Origin of the sequence: Caulobacter sp. S45 (assembly GCF_009765965.1) — a bacterium.
Lineage (GTDB): Bacteria > Pseudomonadota > Alphaproteobacteria > Caulobacterales > Caulobacteraceae > CAHJWH01.
The window spans coordinates 211,130-233,127 of sequence record NZ_LMUL01000010.1 but is presented as its reverse complement, the minus strand read 5'-3'; the positions used below and the strand labels follow the sequence as shown (position 1 = coordinate 233,127).

General features: G+C 68.9%; 31 protein-coding genes. 10 read left to right on the top strand and 21 right to left on the bottom strand.

The features are described 5' to 3' along the window. The coding region (locus tag GSQ87_RS22420) for a hypothetical protein (RefSeq protein ID WP_216839032.1) at positions 1–187 on the bottom strand (187 nt) is incomplete at its 3' end. A gap of 187 nt (positions 188–374) precedes the next feature. On the opposite strand from GSQ87_RS22420, the gene GSQ87_RS05595 reads away from it, so the two are divergent. Further along, entirely contained in the window at positions 375–782 is a 408-nt protein-coding gene (locus tag GSQ87_RS05595; protein ID WP_158914110.1) for a GFA family protein, read from the top strand. Positions 783–808: 26 nt separating this feature from the next. Continuing rightward, positions 809–1,228 carry a DUF1801 domain-containing protein gene (locus tag GSQ87_RS05590; protein ID WP_158914108.1) on the top strand — a complete coding sequence of 140 codons (420 nt, stop codon included), beginning with the start codon at positions 809–811 and terminating at the stop codon, positions 1,226–1,228. 50 nt (positions 1,229–1,278) lie between these two features. On the opposite strand, the gene GSQ87_RS05585 is transcribed toward GSQ87_RS05590, so the two are convergent. After that, on the bottom strand, positions 1,279–1,857 hold the full coding sequence (locus GSQ87_RS05585; RefSeq protein ID WP_158914106.1) for a hypothetical protein: 579 nt from the start codon (positions 1,855–1,857) through the stop codon (positions 1,279–1,281). A gap of 45 nt (positions 1,858–1,902) precedes the next feature. Then, a complete protein-coding gene (locus GSQ87_RS05580; protein ID WP_158914104.1) occupies positions 1,903–2,130 on the bottom strand; it encodes a hypothetical protein in 228 nt (75 codons plus the stop codon). Between the two features lie 77 nt (positions 2,131–2,207). Here GSQ87_RS05580 and GSQ87_RS05575 point away from each other — a divergent pair, with 77 nt between their 5' ends. From GSQ87_RS05575 to GSQ87_RS05560, 4 genes are all read left to right on the top strand, one after another. Next, positions 2,208–2,735 carry an N-acetyltransferase gene (locus tag GSQ87_RS05575; protein ID WP_216839030.1) on the top strand — a complete coding sequence of 176 codons (528 nt, stop codon included), beginning with the start codon at positions 2,208–2,210 and terminating at the stop codon, positions 2,733–2,735. Continuing rightward, a complete protein-coding gene (locus tag GSQ87_RS05570) occupies positions 2,732–3,367 on the top strand; it encodes a pentapeptide repeat-containing protein (protein WP_158914102.1) in 636 nt (211 codons plus the stop codon). Before GSQ87_RS05575 ends, GSQ87_RS05570 begins: the two co-directional genes overlap by 4 nt. Before the next feature lie 64 nt (positions 3,368–3,431). Further along, complete coding sequence (locus tag GSQ87_RS05565) at positions 3,432–3,818, top strand: BlaI/MecI/CopY family transcriptional regulator (protein ID WP_158914100.1); 387 nt, start codon at positions 3,432–3,434, stop codon at positions 3,816–3,818. After that, positions 3,815–5,479: a M56 family metallopeptidase gene (locus tag GSQ87_RS05560; protein WP_158914098.1), complete on the top strand. Its 1,665-nt coding sequence runs from the start codon at positions 3,815–3,817 to the stop codon at positions 5,477–5,479. Before GSQ87_RS05565 ends, GSQ87_RS05560 begins: the two co-directional genes overlap by 4 nt. Here the strand turns inward: GSQ87_RS05560 and GSQ87_RS05555 are convergent, their stop codons facing one another. The 5 genes from GSQ87_RS05555 to GSQ87_RS05535 all read right to left on the bottom strand — a co-directional run bounded on the left by GSQ87_RS05555 (position 5,480) and on the right by GSQ87_RS05535 (position 8,787). Further along, a complete protein-coding gene (locus GSQ87_RS05555) occupies positions 5,480–5,836 on the bottom strand; it encodes a DUF167 family protein (RefSeq protein WP_158914096.1) in 357 nt (118 codons plus the stop codon). A 62-nt stretch (positions 5,837–5,898) separates the two neighbouring features. Continuing rightward, the gene (locus GSQ87_RS05550) at positions 5,899–6,699 is read right to left on the bottom strand and encodes a hypothetical protein (RefSeq protein WP_158914094.1); all 801 of its coding nucleotides are present in this window, start codon (positions 6,697–6,699) and stop codon (positions 5,899–5,901) included. A gap of 155 nt (positions 6,700–6,854) precedes the next feature. Next, complete coding sequence (locus GSQ87_RS05545; protein ID WP_158914092.1) at positions 6,855–7,049, bottom strand: hypothetical protein; 195 nt, start codon at positions 7,047–7,049, stop codon at positions 6,855–6,857. A gap of 377 nt (positions 7,050–7,426) precedes the next feature. Then, positions 7,427–8,497 carry a sensor histidine kinase gene (locus GSQ87_RS05540; RefSeq protein ID WP_158914090.1) on the bottom strand — a complete coding sequence of 357 codons (1,071 nt, stop codon included), beginning with the start codon at positions 8,495–8,497 and terminating at the stop codon, positions 7,427–7,429. Between the two features lie 113 nt (positions 8,498–8,610). Continuing rightward, positions 8,611–8,787, bottom strand: coding sequence for a hypothetical protein (locus GSQ87_RS05535; RefSeq protein ID WP_158914088.1), 177 nt, complete (start codon positions 8,785–8,787; stop codon positions 8,611–8,613). Between the two features lie 210 nt (positions 8,788–8,997). Between GSQ87_RS05535 and GSQ87_RS05530 the strand changes: the two genes are divergently transcribed. Continuing rightward, positions 8,998–9,336, top strand: coding sequence for a gamma-glutamylcyclotransferase (locus tag GSQ87_RS05530; protein ID WP_158914086.1), 339 nt, complete (start codon positions 8,998–9,000; stop codon positions 9,334–9,336). A 158-nt stretch (positions 9,337–9,494) separates the two neighbouring features. On the opposite strand, the gene GSQ87_RS05525 is transcribed toward GSQ87_RS05530, so the two are convergent. Both GSQ87_RS05525 and GSQ87_RS05520 read right to left on the bottom strand, forming a co-directional pair. Then, positions 9,495–10,181: an outer membrane protein gene (locus GSQ87_RS05525; RefSeq protein ID WP_158914084.1), complete on the bottom strand. Its 687-nt coding sequence runs from the start codon at positions 10,179–10,181 to the stop codon at positions 9,495–9,497. A 170-nt stretch (positions 10,182–10,351) separates the two neighbouring features. Next, the gene (locus tag GSQ87_RS05520; protein WP_158914082.1) at positions 10,352–10,621 is read right to left on the bottom strand and encodes a hypothetical protein; all 270 of its coding nucleotides are present in this window, start codon (positions 10,619–10,621) and stop codon (positions 10,352–10,354) included. A 216-nt stretch (positions 10,622–10,837) separates the two neighbouring features. Between GSQ87_RS05520 and GSQ87_RS05515 the strand changes: the two genes are divergently transcribed. Further along, positions 10,838–11,032, top strand: coding sequence for a hypothetical protein (locus tag GSQ87_RS05515; RefSeq protein ID WP_158914080.1), 195 nt, complete (start codon positions 10,838–10,840; stop codon positions 11,030–11,032). Between the two features lie 262 nt (positions 11,033–11,294). On the opposite strand, the gene GSQ87_RS05510 is transcribed toward GSQ87_RS05515, so the two are convergent. From GSQ87_RS05510 to GSQ87_RS05475, 8 genes are all read right to left on the bottom strand, one after another. Beyond that, entirely contained in the window at positions 11,295–11,621 is a 327-nt protein-coding gene (locus GSQ87_RS05510) for a hypothetical protein (protein ID WP_158914078.1), read from the bottom strand. Beyond that, complete coding sequence (locus GSQ87_RS05505; RefSeq protein ID WP_158914076.1) at positions 11,618–11,929, bottom strand: hypothetical protein; 312 nt, start codon at positions 11,927–11,929, stop codon at positions 11,618–11,620. The genes GSQ87_RS05510 and GSQ87_RS05505 overlap by 4 nt, the downstream gene beginning before the upstream one ends. 4 nt (positions 11,930–11,933) lie before the next feature. Continuing rightward, positions 11,934–12,422: a lysozyme gene (locus tag GSQ87_RS05500; RefSeq protein ID WP_158914074.1), complete on the bottom strand. Its 489-nt coding sequence runs from the start codon at positions 12,420–12,422 to the stop codon at positions 11,934–11,936. A gap of 184 nt (positions 12,423–12,606) precedes the next feature. Beyond that, positions 12,607–12,807, bottom strand: a complete 201-nt coding sequence (locus GSQ87_RS05495) for a hypothetical protein (RefSeq protein WP_158914072.1) — start codon at positions 12,805–12,807, stop codon at positions 12,607–12,609. 50 nt (positions 12,808–12,857) lie between these two features. Then, positions 12,858–13,682 (bottom strand): phage portal protein, encoded by an 825-nt coding sequence (locus tag GSQ87_RS05490; protein ID WP_158914070.1) that lies wholly within the window; start codon positions 13,680–13,682, stop codon positions 12,858–12,860. 193 nt (positions 13,683–13,875) lie between these two features. Beyond that, positions 13,876–14,286 (bottom strand): DUF4019 domain-containing protein, encoded by a 411-nt coding sequence (locus GSQ87_RS05485; protein WP_158914068.1) that lies wholly within the window; start codon positions 14,284–14,286, stop codon positions 13,876–13,878. Between the two features lie 864 nt (positions 14,287–15,150). Continuing rightward, complete coding sequence (gene terL / locus GSQ87_RS05480; RefSeq protein WP_158914066.1) at positions 15,151–16,596, bottom strand: phage terminase large subunit; 1,446 nt, start codon at positions 16,594–16,596, stop codon at positions 15,151–15,153. A 168-nt stretch (positions 16,597–16,764) separates the two neighbouring features. Next, a complete protein-coding gene (locus GSQ87_RS05475; RefSeq protein ID WP_158914064.1) occupies positions 16,765–17,199 on the bottom strand; it encodes a hypothetical protein in 435 nt (144 codons plus the stop codon). Between the two features lie 425 nt (positions 17,200–17,624). Here GSQ87_RS05475 and GSQ87_RS05470 point away from each other — a divergent pair, with 425 nt between their 5' ends. Together GSQ87_RS05470 and GSQ87_RS05465 are read left to right on the top strand one after the other, a co-directional pair. Continuing rightward, positions 17,625–17,933 (top strand): hypothetical protein, encoded by a 309-nt coding sequence (locus GSQ87_RS05470; protein ID WP_158914062.1) that lies wholly within the window; start codon positions 17,625–17,627, stop codon positions 17,931–17,933. 248 nt (positions 17,934–18,181) lie between these two features. After that, on the top strand, positions 18,182–18,487 hold the full coding sequence (locus GSQ87_RS05465; RefSeq protein WP_158914060.1) for a hypothetical protein: 306 nt from the start codon (positions 18,182–18,184) through the stop codon (positions 18,485–18,487). Between the two features lie 27 nt (positions 18,488–18,514). Here GSQ87_RS05465 and GSQ87_RS05460 read toward each other — a convergent pair whose 3' ends face one another. From GSQ87_RS05460 to GSQ87_RS05450, 3 genes are all read right to left on the bottom strand, one after another. Further along, positions 18,515–19,081 carry a hypothetical protein gene (locus tag GSQ87_RS05460; protein WP_158914058.1) on the bottom strand — a complete coding sequence of 189 codons (567 nt, stop codon included), beginning with the start codon at positions 19,079–19,081 and terminating at the stop codon, positions 18,515–18,517. Beyond that, complete coding sequence (locus tag GSQ87_RS05455) at positions 19,078–20,301, bottom strand: hypothetical protein (protein ID WP_158914056.1); 1,224 nt, start codon at positions 20,299–20,301, stop codon at positions 19,078–19,080. Before GSQ87_RS05455 ends, GSQ87_RS05460 begins: the two co-directional genes overlap by 4 nt. A gap of 171 nt (positions 20,302–20,472) precedes the next feature. Further along, positions 20,473–21,885, bottom strand: coding sequence for a replicative DNA helicase (locus GSQ87_RS05450; protein WP_158914054.1), 1,413 nt, complete (start codon positions 21,883–21,885; stop codon positions 20,473–20,475). Positions 21,886–21,998 lie beyond the last annotated feature (113 nt).

The following is a 21,998-nucleotide window of genomic DNA, read 5'->3' as shown; positions in this document are numbered from 1 at the left end:
TTCTTTTCAAATCCACCCTGAACGTCGCCTTCCAGGGCTCGTTCCGCGTCAGCTTCGTATACGACGTGGGCGCATAAAGTTGCAGCTCCACCATGCCCGAACAGCTTAGATCGAACTGCTGGGGGCGACTTGGAACAGGTGCGGCCTGGGCGGCGAGCGCCAATATAAGAGCGGCGAAACTGGCCATGGACCGCAACCATCGGTGGTTACTGATGCGGCCTTCCTCTAGCACGTGGACAGCGCTTGGAAAGCGCACGTTCCCGTGACGGCCCCAACGGCGCCGAAGCCAGCCGCGAAAATCCACCCATTGCGGACACGGCCGCCGTTGCGCAAACTCCGGGGCCGAATACCCGACCCACCCAGGGAGCGCGCAAATGCAGTCCCGCACGGCGTCCTGTTCTTGCGGCCAGTTACGGATCGAGGTGCGAGGCGAGCCCCGCGGCGTCGGGGTCTGCCACTGCCTGGCCTGCCAGCGCCGGACGGGCGGGGTGTTCGCGGCCCTGGCGAGCTTTGCCGCGCCCTACACGGTCGTCGGCGTGGCCACCGAGCATGTCCGCACCGGCGACCAGGGGGCCAGGTTCACCTTCCGGTTCTGCCCCGTCTGCGGGACCACCGTCTACCACACCGAAGATGGCTACGAGCAATCGCGCGTCTCGGTGGCCGTAGGCGCCTTCGCCGATCCGCACTTCCCGCCGCCCCAGGTCTCGATCCACGACCGCCGCCGGCACCCATGGGTCCAGATGCCGCCCGGGATCAGCACCCACGACACGGACCCCGCGTGACGACAGCCCAAGGAGCCGCAAACGCCATGAAGCAAGGCCCAACCCCCGAGGGCGAATCCCCCGCCCAGCTGATCGACGCCAGGATCGCGGCGCTGGGCGACTGGCGGGGCGCGATGCTTTCCCATGTCCGCGCCCTGATCAAACAGGCGGACCCCGAGGTGGTCGAGGAGTGGAAGTGGAGAGGCGTTCCGGTGTGGTCCCACGACGGGATCATCTGCACCGGCGAGACCTACAAGAGCGTGGTCAAGCTGACCTTCGCCAAGGGCGCCGCGCTCGAAGACCCCTCGCGCCTGTTCAACTCCAGCCTGGAAGGCAATGTGAGGCGCGCCATAGATATCCCGGAGGGCGCCGAACTCGACGAGGCCGCCTTCAAGACGCTGATACATGCCGCCGTGGCCCTGAACGGGTCTAAGGCGCGAAAGCCGACGCGCGCGCCCAAGGGTTGAGGCGATCCACAGCCGTCACACCCCACACTCAACGTGGACACAGCCAATGGTTATGGGGTGCAGAGAAAGGCATGCGGAGGCCGGACCTCGACCATCCTCGCCGATATCGCGTCGCTCCCGGTCGCCTGACGCGCGCCGCTGAGGTCGCTGGTCAGGGTGACGATACGATCATCCAAGCGGACCAACCGATCGTTTCGTACGGGCATACCGGACCCGCTTCCAACAAAGGTGAAATCGCCCAAGTAGGTTACCTGCCCGGGAGGCGCCAGGAAGGCCCGCGACGGTCCTTCCAGCACCGCGCCGTTGAAGGGGCTATAGGCATAGGCGCCCGGGGGGACGACGAAAGCGAAATACTGTTTCTTTCCCAGCGTCGGGTTTTTCAATGTCGCGCCGACATGCTCAAACCAGAAGCAGTTCCCGGTGATATTCTGCCGGCCCAGATCATATTGATCCAGGTTGACGGAGAAACCGTCGAACGGCCAATCCGCATCCACAGCAACGCCGAAAACGATGACCGCACGACCGGGGATCGACGCCAGATGAAGGGGGGCGACGCCAATCGATGAGCTCAGGCCGCATCCGGACAGGCAGAGAGCGGCTGCAAGCAATACAGCCGACAGTTTCCGCAAACCCATTCCCCCGCCCTCGCTCGAGCCTAAGCCCCTGAAATCGGCTTATCCCAGGCGCTCCCCCTGGGCCGGTGAAAAATACTTCTGCTTGATCATATCGGCAACGACGTAGATTATCATCAGCATCACAAATACTCCGGCGAAAAAATGCACGGGATTTTGGATGTCGCCGTGCGCCGCCAAGATGAATTCATGCCAATTGAGCGCCGGAGTGAGTACAATCGGATTTGCGATCACTAAGATATGCCACAATTTCGGCGTTGACTTTGTCATCGACACACGTCCCCACACCTCGGTCAGCCTGCGCCGCAACCAGGTCGCACGCGTGAGGTTCCTATAATCGCTTCCCGTTGCAAACGCGTGTCCGCGAACCGCGCCGCCGTCACACCCCCGCGCTAGACCCCGCCCATCCGCCTCGCCACTATGGCGCGATGGAGCATCGGATCGTCGTCAACCTGGCGCCTGACCTCGCCGACCGGGCCGCGATCCTGGCCCCGCTGGCGGCGTTCAACGCCCAAAACGCCGCGCCGGTGGCGTCGCAGTTCCTGGCGGTGCTGATCCAGGATGCAGACGGGGCCACGGTCGGCGGCCTGTGGGGCCGCACCGCCTATCGCTGGCTGTTCATCGAGCTGCTGGTGGTGCCCGAGGCGATGCGCGGCCAGTCCAGGGGCGCGTCGATCATGGCCGCCGCCGAGCAGATCGCGCGCGATCGTGGCTGTATCGGCGCCTGGGTCGATACCTTCAGCTTCCAGGCGCTCGGCTTCTACCAGAAGCTCGGCTACGAGATATTTGGCGAGATCCAGGATTACCCGCCCGGCGAGGCGCGTTACTTCCTGAAGAAGCGGCTCGACGATCCGGCGGCGACCCCGCCCGCATGACCCCCGACCTGCCCGACATCCCCGCCCCGCCCCAGCCGCCCACCCGCGCCGAGGTCGAGGCCGCGATCCGCGCCAATGGCCGGGCGGTGCGGTTCGTCGGCTGGGCGCTGGCGGGGCTGGAGCTCAAGGGCCTGGACCTGGCCGGCTGCGCCTTCGTGCGTTGCCGTTGCGGACAGGCGGACTTTTCGGCCTGCGACCTGGCGGAGGCGCAGTTCGTCGGCTGCGACCTGAACAACACCCGCTGGCGCGGCGCGTCCCTGGCGGCGGCGGCGTTTCGCGACTGCAAGCTGACCGGCGCCCAGATCGAGCACGCCCGCACGCTCGGTCTGACCTTCGAACGCTGCCTGCTGATCAGCGCCAACCTGCGCCGGCTGTCCTTCCGCCGCATGGCCCTGGAGGGGGTGGATTTCCAGGGCGCCGATCTGGCCGAGGCCGATTTCCGCGAGGCGGTGCTGAGCGACTGCAACCTGCGCGACGCCAACCTGGTCGACGCCCGCTTCGAAGGCGCGGACCTGCGCGGGGCCGACCTGGGCGCGCTGCGGCTCGACAATGTGGCCCGCTTCAAGGGCGCGGTCATCTCCAAGGCGCAGGCCGCCGCCATCCTCAGTGGGCTGGGGTTGAAGGTGGCGTGAACCCGGTTGCGGGGCGTTACGAGCTGTAGTAGATACTACTACCATCGTAGTAGGAACCGCTCCGATGGCGCCTCCAAAGCTCAGCCGGCTCGAACTCCAGGTGATGGAGGCGCTGTGGACCCACGGCGGCTCCTCGGTGCGCGAGGTCCAGGAGACCTTCCCCGAAGAGACCCGCCCCGCCTACACCACCGTACAAACCATGATGAACCGCCTGGAGGCCAAGAAGGCCGTCCGGCGCGCCAAGAAGATCAGCAACGCCCACATCTTCGAGGCGACGATCTCGCGCAACGCCGCCCAACGTCACCTGATCGACGACTTCCTGGGACTGTTCGGCGGGCGCATGCAGCCGGTCATGGCCCACCTGATCGAGGCGGGGAAGCTGACGCTGGAAGATGTCCAGGAAGCCGAAAAGCTGTTGAACGCCCTGGCCGAAAAGGAAAAGCGCTCATGATCGCGGCCCTGCTCGACCATCTCTGGCAATCGACCCTATTCGCGGCCGGCGCGGGCCTGCTGACCCTGGCGTTGCGCTCCAACCGGGCGTCGCTGCGCTACTGGATCTGGTTCTGCGCCTCGATGAAGTTCCTGCTGCCGTTCTCGCTGCTGACCACGCTCGGCGGCCACCTGCTGGTCCACCCGCTACCCCCGGCCATCGAGGCGGCGCCGGCCCTGTTTGCGATAGAGCAGACCGCCCTGCCGTTCACGCTGGCCACGCAGGCGCCCGTCGCCACGGCGACCCCGCCCGATTTCGCCGCCACCCTGCTTGCCGCCATCCTGCTCGGCCTGTGGGCGGTGGGCTTCGTCGCCGTGCTGGCGATCTGGGCCGTGCGCTGGCGGCGCATCGCCCGCGTGCTGCGCGAGGCCAAGCCCTCGCCGCTGTCGGCCCCGATCCCGGTCCGCACCTCGCCCTCGACCCTGGAGCCGGGCGTGGTCGGGATCTGGCGTCCGGTCCTGCTGTTGCCCGAGGGCCTGGCCGACCACCTGAGCCCGGTGGAGATGGACGCGGTGCTGGCCCACGAGCTGCGCCACCTGCGCCGCCACGACAACCTGACGGCGGGCATGCACATGCTGGTCGAGGCGGTGTTCTGGTTCCACCCGCTGGTCTGGTGGCTGGGCGCGCGCCTGATCGAGGCCCGCGAGCGCGCCTGCGACGAAGCCGTGGTCGAGGCCGGCAATGACCCCAAGGTCTACGCCGGAGCCATCCTCAAGGTCTGCAAACTCTATGTCCAATCGCCCCTCGCCTGCGCGGCGGGGATTTCAGGCGCCGATCTCAAGCAACGTGTGGAGACGATCATGACCACCCCTATCGCCTCGCGGCTGAACGCCGCCAAGGCCCTGATGCTGGCCGGCTGCGCCGCCGCCGCCTTCGCCGCCCCGCTCGGGATCGGCATGCTCGGCTCGGCTCCAGCGGTGGCCGAGGCGCAGGACGGCGCGGGCCAAGCTCCCACCGCCGCCCAGATCGCCCGGATGACGGCGGAACAGCAGGCGCCACGCAAGGTGGTTCCGCTCGACCCCAAGCAATTCGCTAAATATGTCGGATTTTACGCCCTCGAGCCCAATTTAATCACCATTACAACCCATGACGGCCGCTTCTTTGCTAAATTGACGGGACAAGATGCTTACGAGGTATATCCCGAGAGTCCCACAAAGTTCTTTTTCACGGTCGTCGCCGCCCAGATCAGCTTCGTCACCGATGCGCGCGGCAAGGTTACGGGCCTGGTCCTACATCAGAGCGGGGTTGAGCGACCCGCCAAAAAGATCGACGAAGCTACGGCCAAATCCATCGAAATGAATCGTGAACGCCGGATAAAGAACAACATTCCATCGCCTGGAACGGAAGCCGCCGCTCGGAGGGACATCGCGGCGCTGGAAAGCGGCAAAATAGACTACAATGATATGACTAAGATCGCGGCCTATTTCAGACATCAGCAAGAGGCGAAGAGCCAGCAAGATGTAAAAAGGTGGGGCCCATTCAAATCGATAAATTTCAAAAAAGTGAACCCTCAAGGCAACGACGTCTACCACCTCGTCTTCCAGAACGCGCAGGTTGACTTGATCATCGCCCCCCTGACCGCCGACGGCAAGATCGCCGGCCTGTACTACAACGAGCTCTGATCAAGCTCCCGCGATCCACCCCGCCAGCCGCGCGACGATCGCCTGTGGGTCGCCGGACAGCTCCAGCCGTTTCAGCCGCGCGTTTTCGCCGGACAGGATGCAGATGTCGGTCTTGCGTAGCTTCAGCGTCGCGGCGAGGTAGGCGATCAGGGCGCGGTTGGCGGCCCCCTCCACCGGCGGGGCGGCGATGCGCAGCTGGAGGCTGGCGCGGCCGTCGGCGCCGACCACCACCCCGTCGATCCCGCCCCGCCCGGCCCGAGGCGTCAGCCGCACCGCCAGCCGCACCCCGCCCTCGATCGCCTGATAGGGCTCGGCGCTTGGCGGCGGGCTGACGGAGGTGTCGGACCTTGGGGACATGCGCCCGGCTTAGCAGAGCGCGGCGCGCGCCGGCAGGGCCGCGCGTCCGGCCAGGGGCGCGATCAGGCCTGCGGCTGCGGCGGGGGGCGGCGATGGCGTGGACGGCGGATCAGGTCCTGCGCCTTGGTGTGGGGCAGCGCGTCGAGCGTCAGGTAGCCCCGCCCGTCGGGATCGAGCAGGTCGAAGCGCTGGCCGGCGCGGGTTTTGAAGTCGGCCAGGCTGATACGGCCGGTGAAGCTGAGGTCCGAGGCGGCCACGGGCTCGGGTTCGCTGAGCAGGTTGTAGGGCGCAGCCCCCACCAGGTCGTCGTTCACGCCGCCCGGCGTGGCGGGGCTGCTCGACCCGCTGCTGCTGCTATGATGGCGACCGCCGCCCCCACCGCCGCCGCCTCCACCGCCACCCATGCCGCCCTGGATCAGTTCGAGCTCGGCGACCTGCCACAACCGCACCGGCCCCGCGCCGGGCAGGGTCAGCGAAACGCCCTGGCCGGCGCCGGCCGCGATCTCCGGCACGATCTGGTGCTCGTAGATGTGCAGCTCGCCACCGTCGATCAGGTTGTCGCCGTTGCGGTCCAGCGCGTGGAAGAACCGCACCGCGTCAGCTGTGAACTCGGCTCGGTCGAGCTTGCCGTCGTGATCGGCGTCGGCCTGGTTGAACCAGGCGACCACGGGATAGGGCTCGCCGGGCCTGGAGCGGAACGGCTCGCCGCAGGGGCTGATGAACAGCATCGGTCGGGCGACCGGCTCGGAACGGGCGGGATCGGCGCGCGGCGCACTGGGGGCGGGAGCCGGCGGCGGGTCCGCCGCGCACCCCGTCAGGACAAGGGCGCCGAACACGGCGATGGATGGGACGAGGCGGGACATGACCGCTCCTGGCAAGCTTGACCTGCGCTTTTACGGCCGGCTCTTTGCGCCAAGGTTGCAGGGCGCGCGCCGGCCGACCCCGAAACGACAAAAGCCCCGCCGGCCGAAGCCAGCGGGGCTTTTTGTCGAAACCGTCAGGTCGTAGGGTTGTGGGGTCAGGCGTCGTGGGCCGATCCCTTCGCCGGTCGCTCCAGGCCGCCGTCCGTGTCGCCCAGCAGCTCTTGCGAGCGTGCGCGGCCGTGCCGCTCGACCAGCGCATCCACGAAGCTGCGGACGAAGGCGTCGGTGTCGCGTGGCGGCGCTGGATAAACCACCCCTCGCAGTTGATGCGCACCATGGCCCGTTGGCATGAAAACAAAGCTCCCGAAATTATCGTAATCGATATCAATTAAATCGAATCTACGGCCCGTAAGTTCCAATTTCTCCGCATTTCATCTGCAAGCGTCGGCCCAACCTAGGCCGTACATGCTCCGCAATGGCGCGAATCAACTTTGATAAAATCAAAGTCCGCGTTCACGTTGGGTGCTGGTAGGTCCCTGGGGAGCAGGCTGAGATGCCTGCGTGCTTCGAGACGCGGCTTGCGCCGCTCCTCAGCATGACGAAGGTTTCTGCGACCCACCAAGGCCCGTCATCCTGAGGAGCCCCGAAGGGGCGCCTCGAAGGACGCACATACCAAGGCCCAACGTGGACACGACCGAACGGGATCGGGCGATGCGCCGGCCGCCGGCTAGGCCGCCTGCGGCAGCAGCGAGGCCGCGGAATGGCTGATCGAGACGCTCACCCCGCCGACCGTGTTCGTCGCCATCTTCGCCCCGAGTTGCTTGACCAGGGCCTCCACGATGGCGGTCCCCAGCCCGCCCTGGGCGGACGGAGGCGCGCCCACGCCCTTGCCGACGCCGTTGTCGGAGACGGTCAGCGTCCAGTCCTCGCCAGAGGCGACGTAGCCGACATCGATCCGCGCCTCGGCCTTCGCCTCGGGGAAGGCGTACTTGATCGCGTTGATCACCAGCTCGGTGACGATCAGGCCCAGGCTGACGGCCTTGTCGGAACCGATCTGCCCGTTGGTGGCGGTGACGGTCAAGCTGATCGGCTGGGTGTCGCCGATCATCGAGCCGCCGAGGCTGGCGCACAGCTTGGTCAGGTAGGCCGCGACCTCGATCCGGTCGACGCCCTCGGTCACTTGCAGATGGGACTGCACCTGGGCGACCGACATCACCCGCTGGTGCGCGTCGCGCAGATGGTGGCGGGTCTCTTCGGAGGTCACGGCCCTGGCCTTCAGCATCAGGATGCTGGCGATGATCTGCAGGCTGTTGGCGACCCGGTGCTGCATCTCCTCGAGCAGTATCTGCTTCTGGCGCAGCAGCTCCTGGGTGGTGGCGAGCAGGTCGGCCTTCTCCTCCTCCACCAGCCGCCGCTCGGTGACGTCGGTGAAGGCCAGCAGGATGGTCGCGTTCGCGCTGGTCGCATAGAGCACCTTGCGCGCGTTCAGCAGCATGACCCGGTGGCCGAGCCTGGGGAAATCGTGGGCGACCTCGAACCCGTCCATGGCGACGAGCTCGGGGATGATGGTCTCGAGCAGCAGGCGCAGCGCCGGGATGTTCCACTGGCCGTCGCCCAGGTCGTAGAGCAGCCGCCCCAGGGTATGGGCCGGATCGACCTGGAAGGTCGCGTAGAACGAACGGCTCGCGGCCAGCACCTTCAGCCCGTCGTCCAGCACCACCAGGGGCTCGTGGATGGTGTCCACGATCGCCTGGGCCAGGGTCTGGGCGGCTTCGACATCCGCGATCGGCTGGTTCATGGCGTGAGGTGGGCTCCGATCCTGCAGGCGCAACGAACGGTCGGCAGCGGATCGATGCGGACCCGCAAACCCTACGCCCTCCGGCCGCCGGAGTCTCGGCGCCGGCTTGTGACCTATTGGACCGTGAGCGCCAGGCTGGCCAAGCTATCCTGCCAGGCGGCCTCGACCGCGACATCCTCCCAGCTGCGCGACATGGACAGGTAGTCGGCCTTTAGCGCCGGGGCCTCGCAGGCGTCGGCCAGCCGTCTCAGCTCGGCCGCCTTGGTCATGCACTGGTTCGCCGTTCTCATAAGGTAATTGCTCCACCCTATGAAAACCCGGTGCGCCGCCAAAGGCTCCACTGGCGGTTCGGATCGGGGGCCGCCGAGCGGGAAGGGTTCACGGCCCGAAGAAACGACGGGGGCCATGCGCAGGCTCGAGCCGACGCCCGGAAACGGACGGTAGGGATGTCAGGTAAAGGTGGTTTGCGGTCTTTGGCACATGGTTTAGGACGTGTGCTCATGAACGCCGATTGTCGCTTGGCCACATACGGAACGCTGAGCCCTGGCCGCCCAAATCATCACCAGCTTTCTGGATTGCGCGGGCAATGGTCTGGCGGCAGCGTGCGCGGCGATCTGCATGACGCCGGTTGGGGTGCGGCCCAAGGTTACCCAGGGCTAGTGCTGAACCCAACCGGCGAAACAGTGGCGGTCGACCTCTTCTCGTCAGACGACTTACCCGATCACTGGGCTCGCCTGGATGCCTTCGAGGGTGACGGATACCGGCGGGTTGTGGCGGAGGTCACGACCTCGCAAGGCGCTGTTGCCGCTTACATCTATGTGCTGATCACACCCGCTTAGCTCCCCGCACGCGGACGTCCCCAACGTCCGCCAAGGGTCGTCAACCGCCGCTAACGCCCTCTCCGAATGTGGCCGCGCTAAACGCAGAAACCCCGCCCAGCCGGAGCCGGGCGGGGCCGTGCAAGCGCTGAATCCGCAAGCGGCGCTGGAGGCCGGCTTCAGAAGCTATAGCGAAGCCCGACCTTGACCACATGGGCAACGTCTTCGTTCCCGGCGAAGAAATGGACGTACCGGTAGGCGGGAACCAGCGAAAGGTTGCGGGTGATCGGGAAGCTCAAGCCGCCCTCGACCATGGCCAGTCCTTGGGTTGACGACCCCCCGCTCGATTGGAACGACGTCCCGTCCGAGGACCTCAACGTGCCGACGGACTGGTGATCACGCGACGCTCCCACTCCGGCGCCGACATAGGGTGCGAACAGGCCAGCGATAGGCGAGAAATCATAGAAGGCGTTGGCGGTGCCCGTGTATCGGGAGAACCGGTCGCCGGACGTGCGTCGGAACGTCTGCCCGTTCAGTTCGGGATAACCCGAGGCGAAGGCCGTGGGATTCAACGTGCTGCCGGTATAGCTGAAGTAACCGAACTCGGCTTCGACGCGGACATGCGAAATCAGCCGATAACCGATGGCCACGTTGCCGATAACACCCGGATCAAACCCGCGCTTGTCCGTGCCGGGAACGTTGATGGTGGGGGTCGCCGAGTGATGAAATTCGTCCATGGTGTCGTCAGACTGACGGAAATAGCCGCCCACGCTTCCCGATACATAAAACGGACCCTCGGCACGCGCCGCCACACCCGAACCGACCAGCGCGGCAACAGCCGCCGCAACACCCAGACCCAACCGCATAAACTCCCCCCAAAAACACTAAAGCTCGGCTTTGGCGACCCTATAATGGGCGCAACCACAGGCATGATTTCGTCGTTGAAATTATCTGTGGCTGTAGCCGGGCCGCACCTGAGGAAAGCCCCGCCCAGCCGAAGCCGAGCGGGGCGAAAGCCGCAAGCAATACGTCCCGCTCAACCCGCAGCTGCGCTCTTGCGCGTGGTGAGGTCGGCGATCAGGGCGTCGATGTAGTCGTCGACCAGCGGGGCGAAGGCCGCGCCCTCCGTGCCGAGCAGGGCGAGGGCGGCGTTGGCGCCGGCGGTGGCGACGGCGGGCAGCGCCGCTTCGGCGGCTTGGAGGGCTGCGGACAGGTCGGCGCTGATCGGCGCGACGACGGCGCTGACGGCCTTGTTGCCCTCGAAGAAGGCCACCACGGCGTCGAACGCCTGGGACAGTTTGGACATGGGGAATCCTTGGTCTGGGCCGCCTGAAAGGAGGGTGGGCTTCGGCGGCGGGCGGCGCGCCGGACGGAGATTTTGACGGAGATGTTTGGACGCAGGCCCCAAGGTTTCGGGCGGCGGCCGGGTTGTGTTAGCCTCGACCCAAGCTGGTCCAGATTCCGCTCGGGCGCGCCCGCCACCGGAACACCAAGGAACCGGCGCATAGGGAGGTTTTGAGCCATGCGTAGAAACGTCTGTGCGTTCGATCCCCAAACCGGCGCGGCCCTGGCGAGTTTGCCGGCGGCGGTGGTGCTGGGTTGGACGGCCCTGTCGGACGCCGAGATCATCCGCTTCACCAAGCCGGAATTCGTCACCCTGCAGATGCTGAGCCGCGACGACCTCGAGCGCGCCCGCTTCGAGGTGCGCGAGGGCTGAGTCCCACGCCGTTCGCGGCGGGACGCCCTGTCGGCGGACGGTTTGCGGCGGCGACGGCGCGCCCCGCCTCAATTCGGCAATGTATCGGCATGCGCAGGCCCTAATGCGGCCCCGCGCGGAGATCAGATGACGCTCGCCCCTTCCCCTGGGGCGTTTTCCCCTCTGACTGCCCCGCTTCGGCGGGGCATTTCTTTTTTGAGAACAGGGTTTGGAACGCTGCGACCTGCGTGCTTCGAAACACGCACCACACACAGCCCCCGTCCTACCGCCCCGTACAGAACGCCCTGGCGTCCGCCGCGCGCGACCAGCCGGCCCGGCCCCAGACCGCGTAGGCGTGCAGCCATTCCAGATAGCTCGACACCGCCCGCCGCTCGGCGTCGGTGGAGGGCGACGGGAAGCCGGCGTCGGGCGGGATCGCCGGGGACGCGGCCAGCTCGGCCATCAGCGCGCCGGGACACAACGGCCCGACCGGCGCGGCGGCCGCAACCGGCGCGGGCCTGGGCAGGCGCAGACGCGGGAGCGAGACGCACCCCGCCCCGGCGAAACCGAGCATCAGCGCCAGGGCGGGCGCGAGGACGCGGCGGCTCATGGGTCCACGCCCACGACGTTCCGCAGCTCCGCCGCCCCCACCAGCCCGCGCGAGGGGGTGGCGAGGATGGCGTCGATCTGGCGCCCCGCGCGCACCCCGCCCGACGCCTCGCGCAGGCAGTCGGCTTGGCGCCGGCCGGCCGAGGCGGCGTCCCGCGTGGCCACAACCGCCTGCTGCTTCTGGGCCGCCGCCGCGACCAGGGTGTCGCGCCCCGCCGCCAGCATCGCAGGGCCGCCGAACCACAGCCCCGCCGCCGCCAGCCCCAGGAAGACCAGGGAAAAGATCACGCTTTCCAGGAACTTGGCCATCCGATCAGCCCTCCGTCGCCGCGCGGCTGGCCGCGGCGCCATACGCATCGGACGTTTCGGCGACGCCCCAGGCGCCCGTGCGCATGGCCTGGGCGCAGCGCTCAGCCCGCGCGCCGACCTGGCGGCTCCACACCCCGTTGCCGGCGATGTCGTCGGCCGCCTGGGCGAAGCGCCCGGCCCCCGCCGCCGCCAGGGTCAGCGGCCAACGCATCACCCCCTCCACCCCGATGTTGAAGGCGATGTTGACCAGCACGTCGCGGCGCACCGGACCCAGCCCGTCCAGCGGCGCCCAGGCGCGCGCCAGGCCGGCCTCGGTCTGGGCGACGCGCGCCGCCAGTTCGGCGTCCGCCTCGGCCTGGCTCCAGACCAGGCCGGGCCCGATGGTGGCGCCAGTGCAGCCGTAGCCGATGGTCCAGACGCCGCCGTCGTCCGGATAGGCGCGCAGACGACAACCCTCGTCGCGCGCGAGTTGGGCGAGACCCGCAGGTGTCATGAAGCCTCCAGAAAAAACGCCCCGGCCGGGGGCTGGACGTGGAACCCCGGGCGCGCGCGCCGGTTATCTCGACAACCCCGATGCCGACGCCGCGCCTAACCCGCTCGACGCCGACAATGGGGCGGCTCGACGCGCCGCGCCTGCCCCCCCGGGCGCCGCGTCGGGCCAACCCTCCCCTCGCCGATCAGGATGCGGACGCCGGCGCGGCCCTGGTCGCGCCATCCGCCTCGACCAGCATCGAGCCGCCGGGCGGCGCGCGGTCGGGGATCGGGACGCCTTCGCGGCGCAGCAGCGACTCCAGACTGTCGATCCGCTGGAGCGCCTGGCGGTTCTCGCCCCGGCAATGCTCGTTCTCTTTTTCCAGCTGCTCCACGCGTGCGCGCATCTCGGCGATCTCGTCGCGGAAGCTGGCGATCAGCGCCTGGGCGTGCTCGTTCAGCGCGGCCAGGCGTCCTGCATCGTCCGGATGGCGTCGGGGCCCCAGCTGGCCGGCACGTTGAGGATGCCGGCGGGGACATTGCCCTCGGTGAAGTAGCCGAGCTGGGCGGTCTGGCGGCGCAGCACGGTGTTGAGCGTGACCACGATCTGCTCGACCGGGGACAGGCCGTAGAGGTGGTTGGGGCGCGGGTTGCGCGGCGCGTAGACCAGCTCGTCGGCGGTGAGCTCGGCCCAGACCACGCCCTTGATCACCTGCTGGAAGGCCGGCAGCGGCGGGCGGGGACGGCGGCCGGTCTCGTCGACCAGCAGCTTCAGCGTGTCGCCGGGGATCACGTCCAGGCCGACCAGCCGGCCCATGCGGTCGTAGCGCTTCTCGATGGCGGGCGCGTCGAGCACCAACAGGTCTTCCAGCAGGGTGCGGAACCAGGTGGCGAAGGGGGTGGCGCCGTCCGGGTTGCGGAACAGGGCGGTGAGCTGGGCGATGCGCTGGGCGTCCTGCGGGCCGATCACGCCCGAGTCGCGGGGCTTGATCGCCCAGTCCAGCCGCTCGAGCTGGTCCTTCACCGTCTCGATGGCCAGGCGCACCGGCTCGACATTGGCGAAGGCGCGCAGCTCGGGGAAGCTGAAGGCCGTGCCGGCGCGGGGCGTGTAGACGGTGTTGATCCCGACCTCGAAGTCCAGCGCGCGCACGGGCTGGGGATCGAACGGCGGGATCGGCAGGCCGGGCGAGAACATGGCGCTGGCGGGCGTGAAGGTCGAGCGCATCCGCCCGTTGTCCAGGCTGAAGCGCATGGAGGTGCGTAGGCCGCCGGGTGGGGGCATGGGTGGGCTCTCCGGTGGGCGGTGTGTGGGCCCTCTGCCCTAGCGGGAGAGGGAGAGTCCCAGCGGCAGGCTGGGAGGGTGAGGGGTCGGCGGGCGCTTAGGGGCTGGCCGCGGCGAGACCCCTCAACCTTCCCACGCGCCGATGGCGCGCGGGCCCCTTCCTTCTCCCGCAAGGGGAGAAGGAGCGCGTAGATCAGTTCAGGATCAGCGCTTCGGAATTGATGTGGTAGCCGACGAGTTTCGGAGCGCCGCCGTCCATGCTGTAGACGAAGGTCTCGGCGCCGGTCCCGGAGGAGAACTTGGTGTTGTAGACTAGGGTGATGAACTGGCCGTTGGTGGTGTAGTTGACGTTGGTGTTCTGCGGCTTGCTGTCGCTCGCGTCGCCGAGCTTGCGGTGGACGGCGGCCAGGAAGACGGCGAAGTGGGCCTTGGGTTCGGCGCGCTTGAAGGCGTCGGCGCTGGTGTCGTAGATGGTGGAGGCGTCGCCCGCGTTCAGTAGCTGATGGAACTGGACGGCCGCGCGCTCAGCCGACTGGGTGTCGGCCCCCGCCGAGCATCCGACCAGCAGCAACGGGACCGTGGCGAACAACCATCTGAACGACATCCCAGGATTGTAGCTTGGCCATAATGCGTGTCAACGCGCGGGGCGGCGGGGTGCGTGCTTCGAGACGCCCTTCGGGCTCCTCAGCATGACGAAACCTGGGGGAATAGGGAGGGCTCGTTAGAGTGGGGGCAACTCTTGCCCATGACGTGCGGGGAGCGCACATTCAATCTCTGCGCGCCATCATCTTCAGGCCAGGGGTCTCGCATTGATCGAAATCCGTTCAGGGAAAAGCGCCCTGCTGGCGTCCCTGTTGGCCTTGGGCCTTTGTGGCTGCGCTTCGGCCAGCGACAAGCAACTCGCGGGAGAAGTGGCTCGGCTCGTAAAGCCGGGCGATTCCGCTAATGGCGCAATGTTCCACCTCGAACAGGCGGGATTCATTTGCACGCTTCGAGACGCCGACGTCGAGTGTAGCCGGCACGTATACGCTCAAATTATATTGAGCTGCACGCAGCGGGTGATGCTACACGGCGCGCGATTGGCGAATACGATCTCTCGTGTTCCATCAAGCGCCTCACATTGCTTGGGAGGCTTCGGATAAGGCTGGATGTTTCTCGCGTTGGGCTCGGTTTTATTGATTTATATATCCGCTCCGCTGATCGGGGGCAGCATATTCATAGCCTCAGGAATCAGAGCGATCAGGTCTAAGAAGGCTCTGTTCAAAGGCATAGCATTCGTGACCATCGGATCAGTCCTCGCAATACCTGCCGCTATCTGGCTACTTGCTTTCCTCTGGGCCGGGTTGACCCGCACCATTGGGGCATCGTGAAGCGACCGAGCCGAACTGCGCGCCCAAAGATACGCCCGCGCCCCACCCGCTCGTCATGCTGAGGAGCCCGCAGGGCGTCTCGAAGCACGCAGCGCGGCTCAGCGACCATACTCCACCGACCCCGGCGCGGTCGGCGCGGGGGCAAGCGGGACCGCCGCCCCCCTCGCCCCGTCGTCCCTCCGCATCAGGTCGAGCAGGCCCTGGCTGTTCGCGCCGCCGAGGAAGGCGTTGAAGGCGCGGGAGGTGGCGTCGGGGTCGTCGTCGTGGGGGGCGTCGGGGAAGGATTCGAGCGCGTTGAACCAGTCGTCGTTCCAGGCCCCGCGCAGCACGTCGACATTGCCGGCCTGGGCCTGGGCGGAAAAGGGGCCGAAGCGGACTAGCTTGTCGCCGGTCTCGGGCGTGGCGCGGGCGTCGTAGCCGGCCAGCGCCGCGACCAGGGCCTGGGCCTGGGCCTTGCCGGCCTGGCCGGGGTCCTGGGGCAGGCTGATCTCGACCTCGGGGCCGTCGTGGGTGGCGATGTTGCGGATCAGGGCCTCGATCCGGGCGGGGGTGTCGCGGGCGCGCACGTGGTGGAGCACGGTGTAGCGGCCGGTCTGACGGCAACGGCCGATCTTGGTCCCGGCGGTCCAGTCGGGGTCGTTGCGCTCGGTCTTGGGCGTGGCGGCGAGGTCCCAGCCGCGCACGATGCGCAGGCTGGCCGGGGCGGCGTCGACGATGCGGCACCAGCCGCGCTGGAAGTAGAGGCCGGCGGCGGGGCGGATGCGCCAGTTGCCGCCGAGCAGGCGCTCGCGCTCCACGGTCGGCTGGGCCATCAGGTTGGCGAGATAGCCGGGGTCGGCGGCCATCAGGGCGGCGTTGTCGGTCAGCCGGGCCGGGATGAAGGTCAGCGACTTGGGCGGGATCGGCGCGCCGGACGCGGGGTCGACGTGGGCGGCGAGTTCGGCCGGGCTGTCGGCCCAGATCAGGGCGTCGCCGAGGCGCACGAACCAGCGCAGCACCCCTGCCCGCGCCTCGATCGGCAGGCCGGTCTCGGGATCGAGCCACCAGGCGATCAGGTTCGCCGCCCAGCTGTCGGCGTCGGGGTTGCAGGTGGCGCGGATATAGGGGCGCACGCCGCACAGGCTGCGGTTGCGGCTGACCATGTACCAGAACTGGCGCTCGCTGAAGTGGGTCAGCTCGTCGAAGCAGATCAGCGGGATCTGGGAGCCCTGCCAGTTGTAGACGGTCTTGTCGTGCTCCAGGTGGGCGAAGCTGACCGAGGCGCCGGAGGGGAAGCGCCACTCCAGCGCCTGGACGCGGGGCTGGGCGCCGGCCAGGGGATAGAGCTTGCCGCTCTCGTCCCACAGCCCGCCCTCGTTGCGGACCTGCACGGTGGTGCGGCGGAAGAAGACCGCGCCGAAGTGGGGGTTGGCGACGTGGCGCAGGGGCTCCATCAGCAACGCCCAGGTCTTACCGCCCCCGGCCGCGCCGCCGTAGATGGCGATGTCGGCGGGCGAGGACAGGAAGGCCATCTGCGGGCCGGGCTGGGGCCGGATGGCGGTCATGGGCGGGGCTCTTTGAGACCCTCTCCCCTTGTGGGAGAGGGCGGGGCCCGTTGCGCGAGCAATGGGAGGGTGAGGGGTCGACGGACGCTTGCCGCATAACGCAGCGCGACCCCTCAACCTTCCCAGCTACGCTGGGCCCCTTCCTTCTCCCGCAAGGGGAGAAGGAGGCTACTCCCGCCCGTTCTCGGGCAGGGCGAAGATGGCGATGGGGGATGGGGCGTCTTCGTCGGGGGGCGGGGCGGTGTCGAGCGCGTGGACGTGGCGTTCGAGCGGGATCAGGCGGCCGGTGATGCGGGAGAGCTTCTCCAGCAGGTCGCTGATGCTTTCGCGCTCGCCCAGGCACGGACCCGGCGGCGGCTGGCCGTCGAGCAGCAGGCCCAGGCGCTCGGTCAGCACCTGTTTCAGCGCGCGCAGGCGGGCCAGGTCCTCGCGGTGGGCGGCGGCGGCGATGCGGGCGGGGGCTTCGGGCGGCGGGGTTTCGGGGGTGGGCGCGCCCTGCCCGCTCGCCAGCAGGCGGCGCAGGTCGTCGCGGCGCACCACCACCGAGGGGCGGTCGGATCGCTCGAGCGCGCGGAGCAGGGCGGCGCGGGGGTCGGGGCTCATGGGTGGCCTCCGAGGGTTGGCGCGGGGGGTTCGCAGGGGGTTCGCGCCCGGCCCGTGTCTCTCAGGGTCGGGTTGGTGCAGACGATCGCCGGGCGCGAAGGGGGATGGGCTCAGCCCGCCGGTTGGGGCGGCGGGGGTGGCGGCAGGACGGCGCTCCTGGCGCGCAGCTTCTCGAGCACGGCGGGCGACATGGGCATTCCAGCGATGTTTCCGGGAGCAGCGAGGCGTCCGGAGACGCACTCTCGCCGATGACCCTTTTGTGCCAAACTTCGAGTTAGGATGCAAGCGACTTTGTGCGATTTGCACAAATGGTGGATTATTTTATCGTCTTCCGATCCGTCGGGCGGCGCTCGGGGGCCGTGATTGACAGGACGCGACCACTGACGCGATGGTGGAGTGAGTGACGTTCTCCTGTGGAGTTGAAGATGTCCGCCCTGTTCCTGATCGCGGCGGCGGCCCTGGCCTCGACCGGCCCCGCGCCGTCCGCCCCCCTGCCCGCGTCGGGCGGGTTCGCCAGCCCGCCCACGCGGCGCGAACTGGCGGGCGACCCCAACGAGATGATCTGCAAGCACATCGTGACAACCGGCACTCATCTTGCGAGGTCTCAATGCCGGACCCGCGCCGCGTGGAACCAGCTCGGCGTGGATTCGCGCGAGGCGATGCGCGACCTGACCGCCAACCAGGGCGGGCTCAACCAATTGTCCGCCGAAGGCGCCAAGTTCAACGGCAAGTAGGGGCTCGGCCTGGAACCGGACGGGGCGTTCGGAAGCAGACTGTCGCCAATGCGCTTTCGCGCCAGACGTCGAATTAGAACGCACGAGAATTTGTGCCGATTGCACAATATTTTGGAGGCAGAATCCTCGCCGCATGCGTCGTCGACCGGCGCCCCGTCGGGTTCGGCGCGAGCCTCCGCGCTCGAGATTGACAGGGCGCGAGGACCGACCCGATGGTATCCTAACTATAGTTTGCCTTGGAGTTGCAGATGTCCCCCCTATTGCTGATCGCGGTCGCCGCGCTGGCCTCGTCCAGCCCCGCGCCTTCCTCCCTGCCCGCTTCAGGCGGGGTCGCCGCTGCGCCGACGCGGCAGGAACTGGCCGGAGACCCGAACGAAAAGGTCTGCAAGCAGATCGCCACCACCGGCAGCCATCTACGCAGGAGCGACTGCCGCACCCGCGCCGAGTGGATCCAGCTCACCGCGGACTCGCGCCAAGCGGCCCATGACCTGGCCAGCGGCCAGAACGGTTTCAGCAACGGCGACACACGCTCGATCATGTCCAACGGCAAGTAGGCGCGATCCCGGACGGGCGTGCGCAGCTCACTCCGGCCAGCCCGCCGTCGTGAACCAGCCGTAGGCGAGGTCGAGCGCGATCCTCAGCCCCGTCTCGATCTGTTCGGCTTCGCGTTGGATCGGGCTGATGTCGCGCGGGGTCAGGCCCTGGCCGCAGATCAGGTCGCAGGCCTGGATCAGGCCGGGGTGGCGGCCCATGGCGGCGCGCACGGCGTCCAGGCGCAGGCGGCTCTCGGCCAGCCACTCGGTGGCGACCAGGCGGGTGGGCAGGCCGGCGCCGGGGCCGGAACCGCGCGGCGTGTCGTCCAGACACGAGCGCAGGCGCGCCCCGTCGGGCAGGATGGCCGCGCGGTATAGCGTGCCGTAGGTGCGGCCGGCGCGGAACTGTTTGGCGTCGAGCCGTTGCTTGTCGCGCAGCCAGTCCAGGCCGGTCTTGGTGTGGACCACCTTCTTGCGTTCCATAGCGAGCGGACGCGCGGGGATCTTCTGGCCGCGGGCGGCGCGGACGGCCAGGGCCGCCTCGTGCTTGTAGCGGTTGCGGATCGCCTGCTGTTCGAGCTTGGACAGGTGGGGCTTTTCGTCGGCTGCGGTCATGTCGGGCTCCGGTTGGCGAGGGGTTGGGGCTGGGTGCGCGCGGGGGCCAGGGCGACGCCGAAGCGGGCCAGGACGGGCGCGATCTCGGCGGCGAGCACGCGGGCGGCGTGGGCGTTGGCGGGGGTCAGGGCCGGGGTCGGCGCGGCGGTCCAGGCGCAGGGGTCGAGATAGGATTTCGCCCACGGCTCGCCCTTGCCGGCGACGGCGGCGGCGCGCAGCTCGGGCGGGCCGGACCAGGGTTGGGGCGGCTCTGCCGGCGGCGGTTGGGCCTGGGTCTTGGCGGGGGCGTAGAAGCCTTCGAGCAGGCGGCGCCAGGACTTGGCCTGGCAGACAAAGTCCAGGTCGGCGCGGAACGGGCGGTCGGTCTGGCCGCGCAGGAAGGGGCTGCGCTCGACCGCCTGCAGCGCCAGCGCCCAGTTGGCCAGGCCGCCGTCGGCCAGGCGGGCGCGGATGGCGCGGCGACGGGCGTCGTCCAGCCGGCGGGCCGTGGGCAGGTCCAGCCGGGCGGCGAGCGCGTTCCAGGCGTCGTAGGCCTGGCGGGCGGGGTCGCCGGGGTTGGGCGGCCTGGGCTTGGCTAGACCGGATGGGGCCGGCGGGGGTGCGTCGTTCGAGACGCCCCTTTGGGGCTCCTCAGGATGACGAGCGGGAGTGGGATGAGCGGTTGAGAGGGATTGGAGCTCGCTTTCGGGACGAGCGATCGAACCTGGAACCTGTTCCGAAACCGACGAGTCGCCGTCAGGCGACGAGTCTTCCTCCCCTTCTCCTTCCCTCCCTCCTCCATCCTCCATCTGCGGGGAAAGTTCGGAACCGGTTCCGAACCGGTGGGGAAACAGTTCCGCCATGGGCGAAGCCTCGGGGGACGGCAGGTCGGCGTCGGTCAGGCCGACATAGGGGCGCAGCGCGAGCGGCAGGGGGTGGACGGCGTTGGGCTTCTTGGGGCGCTGGAAGGCGCGGAAGGCCTTGATCGCGCCGTAGGACCGGCCGCCGGCCTCGAACCGCGCGACCAGCCCGCCGGCCAGCAGCTCGGCCAGCAGGATCGCGGCGTCGAGGTCGTCGCCGGCCAGCAGGCGCATCTTGATCTGCAGCGGCTTCCACTCGAACACGCCCTGGTCGTCGGCGTCGGTCCACAGGCCGATGTAGAGCAGCCGCGCGACGGCGGAACAGGCGACCCAGGCCTCGTCGGTGAACAGGGTGGGGTGGACGGAGCGGATGCGGGCCATCGGGGCGGGGGTCTCATCGAGGGGATTGGATGGGGCCCGCGTGCCGATAGGCGCGGGGGAAGGTTGAGGGATCGCGCTGGGTTTGGCGGTTGACGTGCGTCGACCCCTCACCCTCCCGGCTGCGCCGGGCCCCTCCCTCTCCCGCAAGGGGAGAGGGGATCGGCCGCCCCCTCATCCCCAGTCCCCGAAGCGGGTCAGGGCCTCGTCGAAGCGCAGGCGGAGCGTGCCGATGGGGCCGTGGCGGTGCTTGCCGACGATGATCTCGGCGAGGCCCGCAGCCGCCTCCATGCGGGCCTGCCAGTCGAGGTGTTCGGGCGCGCCCTCGCGGGGTTCGGCGCGGGCGAGGTAGTAGCCCTCGCGGTAGACGAACATGACCACGTCGGCGTCCTGCTCGATGGAGCCGGACTCGCGCAGGTCGGCCAGGTGGGGGCGCTTGTCCTCGCGGCTCTCCACCGCGCGGGAGAGCTGGGACAGGGCCAGGACGGGGATGGCCAGCTCCTTGGCCAGGGCCTTGAGCCCGGTGGTGATGGCGGCGACCTCCTGCACGCGGCCCGATCCCTTGGCGGTGTGGGCGGTGCAGAGCTGCAGGTAGTCGACCACCAGCAGGTCCAGCCCCCGGCGGCGCTTCAGCCGGCGGGCCTTGCGCGACAGCTCGGCGATGGAGATGGCGCCGGTGGGATCGACGTGGAGCGGGGTGGCGCGGATGTGGGCGGCGGCCTCGCGGATGCGGGCGATCTCGCAGGCGTCGGTCAGGCCCTTGCGGATGCGATCGCCGGGCACGCCGGAGACGTCGGCCAGGATGCGCATGGCCAGCTGCTCGCCCGACATCTCCAGGCTGAAGAAGCCGACCGAGGCGCCGTTGCGGGCCGCGCGGTAGGCGATGTTGGTGGCGAGCGCGGTCTTGCCCTGGGATGGACGGCCGGCCAGCACCAGCAGGTCGCTGGGGTGCAGACCGCCGAGCTTGGCGTCCAGGTCCGCGAGCCCGGTCGACAGGCCGACCAGGGCGCCGTCGCGGCCGTGGGCGGCCTCGGCCTGGACCATGGCCCCGTCGAGCACGACAGCGAAGTCGGTGAAGCCCTGGGCGGCGGCGGCGGTGGCGGTGGCGATGGCGTGCAGGGCGCCCTCGGCCTCGGCCAACAGCTCACAGGCGTCCAGCTCGAGGTCGGTCTCGGCGCGGGCGGCGAACTCGACGGCGGTGCGGTGCAGGTCGCGGCGCAACGCGCTCTCGCGCACCAGGTGGGCGTAGTCGGGCGCGTTGCAGGCCGGCGGGGCCTTGTCGATCAGGTCGAACAGGTAGGCGGGGCCGCCGAGGTCGAGATAGGCCGGGGCCTCGGCCAGGCGCGCGCCGAGCGTGACCGGATCGGCCACGCGGCCATGGGCGAGCAGGGCCAGCACCTCCGCGTACATCTGCGCGTGCAGGGGCTCGGCGAAGTGACAGGCGTCCAGGCGCGGACGCCGCGCGAGGTCGGCTGCATCGTCGCAGCGCTCCACCGCCCGGTTGTCGAACAGGACGGCGCCGAGCAGGGCCTGTTCGGCCTGGAGGTTGTGCGGGCCGGGAAGCCGCGCGGGTTGAGGCGGGTTCATGGGCGGGCGCGTCGAGAGGGTGCGTGCTCCTTCTCCCCTTGCGGGAGAAGGAAGGGGCCCGCGTGCCGATAGACGCGGGGGAAGGTTGAGGAGTCGCGCAGGGATCGAAGGCC